8 protein-coding genes are annotated in these 9,509 nt (G+C 64.1%); 2 read left to right on the top strand and 6 right to left on the bottom strand.

Going from position 1 to position 9,509, the window contains the following annotated elements; translation table 11 throughout:
• Window positions 1-472: heme ABC exporter ATP-binding protein CcmA (gene ccmA / locus LB566_RS18625; protein WP_224625443.1), on the bottom strand; the 472-nt coding region annotated here is incomplete at its 3' end.
• Window positions 473-756: 284 nt separating this feature from the next.
• On the opposite strand from ccmA, the gene acnA reads away from it, so the two are divergent.
• Window positions 757-3,447 (top strand): aconitate hydratase AcnA, encoded by a 2,691-nt coding sequence (acnA, locus tag LB566_RS18620; protein ID WP_140550625.1) that lies wholly within the window; start codon window positions 757-759, stop codon window positions 3,445-3,447.
• Window positions 3,448-3,544: 97 nt separating this feature from the next.
• Here acnA and LB566_RS18615 read toward each other — a convergent pair whose 3' ends face one another.
• Window positions 3,545-4,231 carry a ceramidase domain-containing protein gene (locus LB566_RS18615; protein ID WP_224625442.1) on the bottom strand — a complete coding sequence of 229 codons (687 nt, stop codon included), beginning with the start codon at window positions 4,229-4,231 and terminating at the stop codon, window positions 3,545-3,547.
• Window positions 4,232-4,410: 179 nt separating this feature from the next.
• Here LB566_RS18615 and LB566_RS18610 point away from each other — a divergent pair, with 179 nt between their 5' ends.
• Window positions 4,411-5,226, top strand: coding sequence for a DUF1223 domain-containing protein (locus LB566_RS18610; RefSeq protein WP_224625441.1), 816 nt, complete (start codon window positions 4,411-4,413; stop codon window positions 5,224-5,226).
• 91 nt (window positions 5,227-5,317) lie between these two features.
• On the opposite strand, the gene LB566_RS18605 is transcribed toward LB566_RS18610, so the two are convergent.
• Genes LB566_RS18605 through LB566_RS18590 form a run of 4 tightly spaced genes read right to left on the bottom strand, consistent with a single transcriptional unit; the run spans window position 5,318 to window position 9,491 of the window.
• Window positions 5,318-6,703, bottom strand: coding sequence for an NAD(P)/FAD-dependent oxidoreductase (locus LB566_RS18605; protein ID WP_224625440.1), 1,386 nt, complete (start codon window positions 6,701-6,703; stop codon window positions 5,318-5,320).
• A 21-nt stretch (window positions 6,704-6,724) separates the two neighbouring features.
• Complete coding sequence (locus LB566_RS18600) at window positions 6,725-7,837, bottom strand: ABC transporter ATP-binding protein (protein ID WP_224625439.1); 1,113 nt, start codon at window positions 7,835-7,837, stop codon at window positions 6,725-6,727.
• Entirely contained in the window at window positions 7,834-8,631 is a 798-nt protein-coding gene (locus tag LB566_RS18595) for an ABC transporter permease (RefSeq protein ID WP_224625438.1), read from the bottom strand. Before LB566_RS18595 ends, LB566_RS18600 begins: the two co-directional genes overlap by 4 nt.
• On the bottom strand, window positions 8,631-9,491 hold the full coding sequence (locus LB566_RS18590) for an ABC transporter permease (protein WP_224625437.1): 861 nt from the start codon (window positions 9,489-9,491) through the stop codon (window positions 8,631-8,633). The genes LB566_RS18595 and LB566_RS18590 overlap by 1 nt, the downstream gene beginning before the upstream one ends.
• Between the last annotated feature and the right edge of the window lie 18 nt (window positions 9,492-9,509).

Genomic DNA, 9,509 nt, shown 5'->3' with positions numbered 1-9,509 from the left:
GCCCCGCCGTCGGCTCGTCCAGCAACCACAAGGGCCGGTGGCTGACCAGCAGTTTCGCAATCGCCGCGCGTCGTCTTTGCCCGGTCGAGAGATAGCCGAACGGCAGATGGCCGATGCCGCCCAGTCCGACCGTCTCCAGCGCCTCCTCGACGCCGACGGCCCCACCGCCGTTGAAGTCGCGCCAGAAGCGCAAGTTTTCCGTCACGCTGAGCGCCGTTTTCATCGCGTTCTGATGGCCGAGATAGTGGCAGGCCGAAGCGATCGACGGAAATTCATCGCCGCCGCCCTCGAGCAGCAAATTGCCTTCGGCCTTCGGCAGCAGTCCGGCCACGATCCTGAGCAAGGTCGATTTGCCTGATCCGTTCGGCCCGGTGACGACAAGCGCCTGGCCTTGATCGAGGTCAAAGCCAACGCCCGAAAACACCGTCTCGCCGCCGCGTTCGCCGCCTAGATTTTCGGCGATAAGCCGCATCCCTCGCCCGCCCTGAAACAATCCGCCTCGGCCTCTGCCGCATCGCACAAATTTGCTTTTTAACTGTCTAGAACTATTCCAGAAAATTCTCTATATGCGGTGCATCCGTGCCAGCGGTCGGCGCGGGAACAGAACTAGCGCCGAACCAGCGCACGCGCCGCCTTGAACGGCTCGGGTTGCTTGGGAGCGGACAGCGGAAATGGCCGTACCCGCACCTTTGCGCGTGATTGCATGCCATCGGCGTCCGTTCCCTTTCAGGCTGAACAGACAAGGACGGATCGCACGTGTCAAAATCCCTCGACAGTTTCAATTGCCGCCGCACGCTGAAAGCGGGCGACGCCGAATATGCCTATTTCGATCTCGTCGAGGCCGAGAAGAACGGCCTCACCGGCATCGCCCAATTGCCTTATTCGATGAAGGTTCTGCTGGAGAACCTTCTGCGCAACGAGGACGGCCGCTCCGTCACCAAGGACTCGATCAAGGCCGTCGCCGGCTGGCTGACCGACAAGGGGACGGCCGGCGTCGAGATTGCCTATCGCCCTGCCCGTGTCCTGATGCAGGATTTCACCGGCGTTCCGGCGGTGGTCGACCTGGCGGCGATGCGCGACGCCATGGCCTCGCTCGGCGGCGACCCGCAAAAGATCAACCCGCTGGTGCCGGTTGACCTCGTCATCGACCATTCCGTCATTGTCGACGAGTTCGGCTCGCCGATGGCCTTCGCCCGCAATGTCGAACTCGAATATGAGCGCAACGAGGAACGCTACAAGTTCCTGAAATGGGGCCAGCAGGCGTTCCGCAACTTCCGCGTCGTGCCGCCCGGCACCGGCATCTGCCACCAGGTCAACCTCGAATATCTCGGCCAGGTGGTGTGGACCAACACCGAGGACGGCGAAACGACCGCCTATCCCGACACCTGCGTCGGTACCGATTCGCACACCACCATGATCAACGGCCTGGGCGTTCTCGGCTGGGGCGTCGGCGGCATTGAGGCCGAGGCGGCGATGCTCGGCCAGCCCGTCTCCATGCTTTTGCCCGAGGTCATCGGCTTCCGCCTCACCGGCAAGCTGAAGGAGGGCGTCACCGCCACCGACCTCGTGCTCACCGTTACCCAGATGCTGCGCAAGAAGGGCGTCGTCGGCAAGTTCGTCGAATTCTTCGGCCCCGGTCTCTCCAACATGACGTTGGCCGACCGCGCCACCATCGGCAATATGGCGCCTGAATATGGCGCCACCTGCGGCTTCTTCCCGGTCGATTCGGAGACCATCCGTTACCTGACCATGTCGGGCCGCGAGGAAAGCCGCATCGCGCTGGTCGAGGCCTATTCCAAGGCGCAAGGCATGTGGCGTGACGCAGGCTCCGCCGACCCGGTCTTCACCGATTTGCTGGAGCTCGATCTCGGCGATGTCGTGCCGTCGATGGCCGGACCCAAGCGCCCCGAGGGCCGCGTCGCGCTGGAAGGAATTCCGGCCGGCTTCGTCAAGGCGATGGACACCGAATACAAGAAGGCGGCGGAAATCTCGAAGCGCTATGCCGTCGAAGGCGCCGGCCATGATCTCGGCCATGGCGACGTCGTCATCGCCGCCATCACCTCCTGCACCAACACCTCGAACCCCAGCGTGCTGATCGGCGCCGGCCTGCTCGCCCGCAACGCCAATCGCCTCGGCCTCAAGCAGAAGCCCTGGGTAAAGACCTCGCTGGCGCCGGGCAGCCAGGTGGTCGCCGAATATCTCGAGAAATCCGGCCTGCAGAAGGAGCTCGACCAGATCGGCTTCAACCTGGTCGGCTTCGGCTGCACCACCTGCATCGGCAATTCCGGCCCGCTGCCGGCGCCGATCTCGAAGACCATCAACGATAAGGGCTTGATTGCCGCCGCGGTGCTTTCCGGCAACCGCAACTTCGAAGGCCGCGTCTCGCCCGACGTGCAGGCCAATTATCTCGCCTCGCCGCCGCTGGTCGTGGCGCACGCGCTTGCCGGCACGGTGACGAAGGACCTGACCACCGAGCCGCTCGGCGAGGACAGGAACGGCAAGCCGGTCTACCTCAAGGATATCTGGCCGAGCTCGGCGGAGATCCAGGAGTTCATCGAGAAGAACGTGACGCGCGAACTGTTCGCCCGCAAATACGCCGACGTCTTCAAGGGCGATGAGAACTGGCAGAACGTCAAGGCGCCGGAAGGCCAGACCTATGCCTGGGACGACAATTCCACCTATGTGCAGAACCCGCCCTATTTCGCCGGCATGACCACGGGGTTCGGCAAGATCGGCGACATCAAGGGTGCCCGCGTGCTGGGCCTGTTCGGCGATAAGATCACCACCGACCACATCTCGCCGGCGGGCTCGATCAAGGCCGCCTCGCCGGCCGGCAAATACCTCACCGAGCATGGCGTCGGCGTTGCCGACTTCAACCAGTACGGCACGCGGCGCGGCAACCATGAGGTGATGATGCGCGGCACCTTCGCCAACATCCGCATCCGCAACCACATGCTGGGCGAGAACGGCAGGGAAGGCGGCTACACCATCCACTATCCCTCGAAGGAAGAGGAATCGATCTACGACGCGGCGATGCAATACAAGAAGGAAGGCGTGCCGCTGGTCATCTTCGCCGGCGTCGAATACGGCAACGGCTCGTCGCGCGACTGGGCGGCCAAGGGAACGAATCTGCTTGGCGTCCGCGCGGTCATCGCCCAGTCCTTCGAGCGCATCCACCGCTCCAACCTGGTCGGCATGGGAGTGATCCCCTTCGTCTTCGAGGAGGGCACCTCATGGGCTTCGCTCAACCTGAAAGGGGATGAGCTGGTCGAGATCGACGGCCTGGACGCCATCAAACCGCGCCAGAAGATGGCAGCCAGGATCACCTATGGCGACGGCACGGTGAAGAACGTGCCGATCATCTGCCGCATCGATACGCTTGACGAACTCGACTACTTCAAGAACGGCGGCATTTTGCAGTACGTGCTGCGCGATTTGGCAGCATAAGTAAGGGAATAAGGCAGTAAGGGAGTAGGGAAGGAAGGCACCTACTGCCCTACTGCCCTACTGCCCTACTGCCCTACTGCCCTACTGCCCTACTGCCCTACTGCCCTACTGCCCTACTGCCTCGCTGTGGCGCGCCGTAGCGCGCCGCGGCGGCCAGCAGCACGCCCAGCATCAGCCCGTTGAGCAGGTGCCAGAGGAAGTGCGTGCCGAGCGGGAAGCTGGTGCAGACCAGCGGATCGACCATGCGGCAGATGACAGACAGCACGAAGATCGCCGATCCGGCCAGATTATACCAGCCGGCGCGATTGCCGCTCGCCGCCACCCAGACACCGAAGAAGGCGAGCGCCAGGAACGGCGGCAGGTAGCCTGTGGTGCCGTTCGACGCCTGGTGCAGCCAGTCCGGCACCGCGAATGTGACAAGCCCGGCAACGACATAGAAGCTGACGAAGACCGCGATTGCCTTGCCCCATTCCAGGCGCAGGAAGCGCCGCAGGTTGAACAGCGTGTAGGCCAGCGTGAAGCCGGCGATCGGCACCACGTCGGCCCAGACCGTTCCCTTGGTGGCGAAGATGTGAAAGATCGTCGAGCCGACGCCGATCGCCACCACCCACCAGGCCAGGACCTCGGCGAAAATGCCGGTCCTGCATCGCCGCACTTCGCGGACGCCCCATAGTCCTGCGGCAATGAAAGCCAGGTTGGTCAAAGCATTCGCCGGCTCTGCCCAAAGTTCAGGACCCGTTCGCTCGCAATAGAGATCGACCGGAGCCAGGAAACTTTGCCACATGATGATGATCCCGCTCCCGAATCGAACCGCCGGTTGAAATGCAGTGGCTTCTCCTATTGCCGCCCTACCCAGGCTTGCAATGGCAAAATTTCACCGCAACGTGACTTCCCGTTGACTTCCGGTTCTGCCACATATTTCGGCCAATCAAAACAAAGCCGGCATCACCGGCGGGAATTGGAATGGTCATGGCCTCGCGTAGATCATTGTGGCTGGCAGCGTTCGCGCTGGCCTTATCGGCGTTTGCCGGTGCCGGGCACGCCGGCGAGTCCGGCAGGCTCCCGGCCGACAAGCCCCAGGGCGACAGGCCCGTGGGCGTGGTCGAGCTGTTCACCAGCCAAGGCTGCAGTTCCTGTCCGCCCGCCGACGCCTTCTTCTCCGAACTTGCCGCCAGGCAAGATCTCGTCGCGCTCTCCTATCACGTCGGCTACTGGGATTATCTCGGCTGGCGGGACACGCTGAGCAGCAAGGAAAACACCGAGCGGCAATATGAGTATATGCGGGCCTTCGGCAACCGCTCGGTCTATACGCCGCAAGCGGTCATCAACGGCCGGGTTCATGTCAACGGCGCCAATCGCGGCGAGGTCGATGGCCAGCTCGCTCGCATGGCAAGGATCGGCGAAGACATGCGGGTCGCCATCAAGGTCAGTCGGACCAGCGACCGTGTCATGATCGATGCCGGCGATGGCGGGACCGGTCCCAGCGATGCCCATGTCGTCATCGTTTATTTCGAACCGCCGCAGACGGTCACGATCGGCCAGGGCGAGAACACGGGCCGCAAGATGACCTATTGGAACGCGGTGACCGGCATCCAGACCGCCGGCATCTGGCACGGCAAGGCGCAGCGCTACGAATTGCCGATGAGTGAGATTTCCAAGAAGGGCGGCTGCGCCGTGCTTTTGCAGTCCGTCGGCAAGGATGGCCTGCCGGGCCCCATCCTGGGCGCCGCCTTCATTCACCGCCCCGGTTCCGAGGCGCCATTCGATCGAAGGCTCTGAAGCGCGCCGCCGAGAACGGAAATGATGCGACGCGCTGTCGGTCTCCATTCATGCCTGTCGACCAAACGGAATCAAATTTGAGTGACCTGCCTCAATGGCCGGTCAGCCGATCCGCGAAAGCGGCGAGGCGCGACGTCCGCCCTAGGCCGTTCGCCTCGCGCCGGTCGGCGATGCGGTAGAGCTGGTACATGGCGTGGACGCCGAGCCAGCGCAGCGGCTCCGGCTCCCATTTCTTCACCGTGCGGTTGACCCAGGGCAACCGGGTCAGTTCCGTGTCGTGTCCGAGCACCAGGTCGCGCAAGGTGCGGCCGGACAGGTTCGAACTGGAAACGCCGAGCCCGACATAGCCGCCGGCCCAGCCGATGCCGCTTTCGCGATCGAAGCCGCATGTCGTGCACCAGTCGCGCGGCACGCCGAGCGTGCCGCACCAGGCATGGTCGAGCCGCACGCCTTTGGTCTGCGGCAGCAGTCTGGTCAGGATCTCGTGCAGCTGATCGATGGTCGCCTGTTGTGTCTTGCCGCGTGTGTCGGTGCGCGACCCGAAGCGGTAGGGCACGCCGCGGCCGCCCATGGCGATCCGGCCTTCCCGCGTGCGCTGCGCATAGCAATAGGTATGCGCTGCATCGCCCAGCACCTCGTAACCGCTCCAGCCGATTTCGTCCCAGAGCTTCTGCGGCAGCTTCTCGGTCACCACGATCGCGCTGTTCAGCGGCAGCCAGAGACGCTCGTAGCCGGCAATGCCGGCGGTGAAGCCCTCGGTGGCGCGCACGATCTTTTGCGCCCGCACGATGCCGCGATCGGTTGTGACCTTGCCCTTGTCGAGCGCCAGCACCTGCGTCTGCTCATAGATTGGAACACCGAGCCGAACGACCGCCGCCGCCAGACCCTGCACGAGCTTGGCCGGCTGCACGCGCGCGACGTCGCGCACGACGAAGGCGCCCAGTACATTGTCGACGGCGATGCGCTCGCGCGCTTCCTGCGCACCGAGGAAGGCCAGCCGCTCCGGCGGCATTTCCCAGTGCCGGGCCTCTTCGTACTCGGCTTTGGCGCGCTCAAGCTGCGCGGCGTTGGTGGCTACGGTGATGTTGTCGACGCGGCGGATATCGGCGTCGATCCCTTCGGCAGCGGCGATCGCGATCACCTCGTCGACCGTGCCGGACATGGCGCGCTGCATGTCGATCACAGCGCCGCGCGACGAGGTTTTTGCATATTTCTCGCGCGACCAGCTGAAGCCCCCGGACAGCCATCCGCCATTGCGGCCCGAGGCACCGAAGCCGGCGAACTCCTTTTCGACGATGGCGATGCGCAGCGCGGGCTCCGCTTTCTTGAGATAGTAGGCCGTCCACAGTCCGGTATAGCCGGCGCCGACGATGCAGACATCGGCCTCGATGTCGCCGGGCAAGGGTGGGCGGCTCGCCGGCGGGCCGCCTATGTCGGCATACCAGAACGACACGTCGCCATTGCGCTGGGCTTGCATTGCGGTCTCGCTTTCGGATTTTCAGGTAAGGGTAAGATCGGCCTTGTCGTCATCGGCAAGCAGCTTCACGTCGCCGCCGGCGAAGAGCACGTCGACCTCGTCTCCAATGGCAAAAGTATCCGCCTCGAGCGTCGATCGCACGATGGCTTTCGAGCCGTCGGCGAGCTCCACCTCGTATTTGGAGCCGGAGCCGAGATAGATGGCCTCGCCGATACGCCCTGTGAGCCGGTTGCGGCCATCCCCGCCGGCACCGCGACGCGCAAGCGCCAGCTTTTCGGGACGCAGCAGCATCACCGGCTTGCCGCCATCGGCGAGACGCTTGGCGGTCGCCACTCTCTGGCCTGATATCTCGATCGCCGTCTCGTTGCCGGAAGTGACGGCGGGGCCGCGCAGCACGGTGGAATCGCCGATGAACTTGCCCACGAAAAGCGTCGCCGGCTCGTCGTAGAGTTCGCGGCCGGTGCCGATCTGCTCGATGCCGCCGCGGTTGAACACGGCGATGCGGTCGGAGAGCACCAGCGCCTCCTCCTGGTCGTGCGTCACATAGACGAAGGTGGTGCCGAGTTCGCGGTGGATGCGCTTGATCTCGAGCTGCAGCCATTCGCGCAGTTTCTTGTCCAGCGCGCCGAGCGGCTCGTCCATCAGCAGCAGCGGCGGATCGAAGACGATGGCGCGGGCCAGTGCCACGCGCTGCTGCTGGCCGCCCGAAAGCTCGCTCGGAAAGCGGTGGCCGAAATCGGCCATCTTGACCATGTCGAGCGCGTGGCGGACGCGGCGTTCGCGTTCTGCCCCGGTGACGCCGCGCAGCTTCAGCGGATAGGCGACATTGCGGCCGACCGTCATGTGCGGGAACAGTGCATAATGCTGGAAGACCACGCCGATGTTGCGCTTGTGCGCCGGCACGCCGACCACGCTCTTTCCCCCGACCAGCAGCTTGCCGCTGGTCAGGTCGGTAAAGCCGGCGATCACGTTCAGCGTCGTCGTTTTGCCTGAGCCGCTCGGACCGAGCAGCGTCATGAATTCGCCCGGCTCGATTCGCAACGACACGCCGTCGAGCGCCTTGAAGGAACCATAGGCCTTGCTTACCGACTCCAGGTCGATCGCCGCACCGCGATTTTCCGCCTTCCGAGTCATAAGCCTCCCTTCCGCTCACGGCCAAGAATCAGCATGCCGCCGCCGATCAGCAGTGTCGTTGCGCATAAGAGGATCGTGCCGACGGCCGCGACCGTCGGATCGGCGTCGCGCGTGATGGAAGCGAAGATCTGCACCGGCAACGTCTTGAGATAGGGATTGGTGATGAACAGCGACACGACGATCTCGTCGAAGGAGGTAGCGAAGGCGAACAGCAGGCCGGACAGTACCCCGGGGGCAATCAGCGGCAGCGTCACCGTGCGGAACGTGGTGAGCGAGCCTGCGCCCAGGCTCGCCGCGGCTGTCTCCAGCCGCTTGTCGAACACTTCGAGATTGGCCGAAACGGCGATCAGCACGAAAGGCAGCGCAAGGATGGTGTGGGCCAGCACGAAGCCGAGCAGCGTGCCGACAAGCCGCGTGTCGAGATAGACGGCGTAGATGCCGATGGCCAGGACCACGCCCGGCACCACCATCGGCGTCAGCATCAGCATGCGCAGGAGGTTTGCCGGCCGCGCCTGCATGCGGTCGATGCCGAAGGCGGCAAGGGTGCCGAGCACTGTTGCCAGAACCGCAACGATCGATGCGACCTTCAGCGAATTGAGAAAGCTGGTCGACCAATCCGGATTGGTGACGAAATTTTCGTACCATTGCCAGGAGAAGCCCTGGGGTGGAAATGCGAGCGATTTGTTCTCGTTGAATGACATTGGCACCACGACAAGCGTCGGTGCCACCAGCCAGATGGCTACCAGCAGGCAGACAAGGCCCAGCATGACGCGGGTGAGCGGCTTCATCTCCATCAAGGCCGCCCCGCTTGCCGATGGCTGGACCGCATCACGGGCGCGGCAAGCGCCAGCAGCACGAAGGTCGTGACGAGCAGCACCACGCCCATGGCGCCGCCCCTGCCCCATTGCAGGAGGCTGAGCACCTGTGTCTGCACCAGCGTGGACAGCATCGTCGAGCGCGGTCCGCCGAGCAGGGCCGGCGTGATGTAGAAGCCGAGCGCCAGGATGAAGACGATGATCGCGCCGGCATAGACGCCAGGCAGCGACAGCGGCAGATACACAGTGAGGAACGCGCGCGACGGTCTCGCCCCAAGGCTCCGCGCGGCTTGCACCAGCCTGAGATCGATGCCTTTCATGACCGAATAGAGCGGCAGGATCATGAAAGGCAAAAGCACCTGCGCCATGCCGATGACCACGCCCGTCTGGGTGCGGATCAGCCTGATCCCACCGAACCCGAGCACCCGCAGGATCGAGTTGATGACCCCCGAATCCTGCAGCAGTATCACCCACGACAAAGTGCGTACCACGCCGCTCACCCAAAACGGGATCAGCACACATAGCAGCAGCACCAAGCGCACGCCTGGTCGGACCGCGGTCATCAGATAGGCATAGGGATAGGCGCAAACCACGCAGACCAGCGTGACCCACGCTGAAATGAGGAAGGTCCGCTGGAGCACGGCCAGGTTGATGGGCGCGCCGAAGAACCAGATATAGTTCTGCAGGCCCCACTGCGGCTCCGACAGGCTGCGCACGACGATGGTGAGCAGCGGATAGCCGATCACCGCGAAGAGCAGGACCAGCGCCGGCAGCGTGAGCGCGAACGGCCGCCATGCCCGGCGCCTTTCGGCCGAAATGATTGGCTCGGACGCGCTCACGGCTTTTGGTCTCCCTCA

Origin of the sequence: Mesorhizobium sp. CA13 (assembly GCF_020165235.1) — a bacterium.
Lineage (GTDB): Bacteria > Pseudomonadota > Alphaproteobacteria > Rhizobiales > Rhizobiaceae > Mesorhizobium.
Note: the sequence above shows the minus strand (reverse complement) of the source record. Positions and strands in the feature narration are given on the sequence as shown.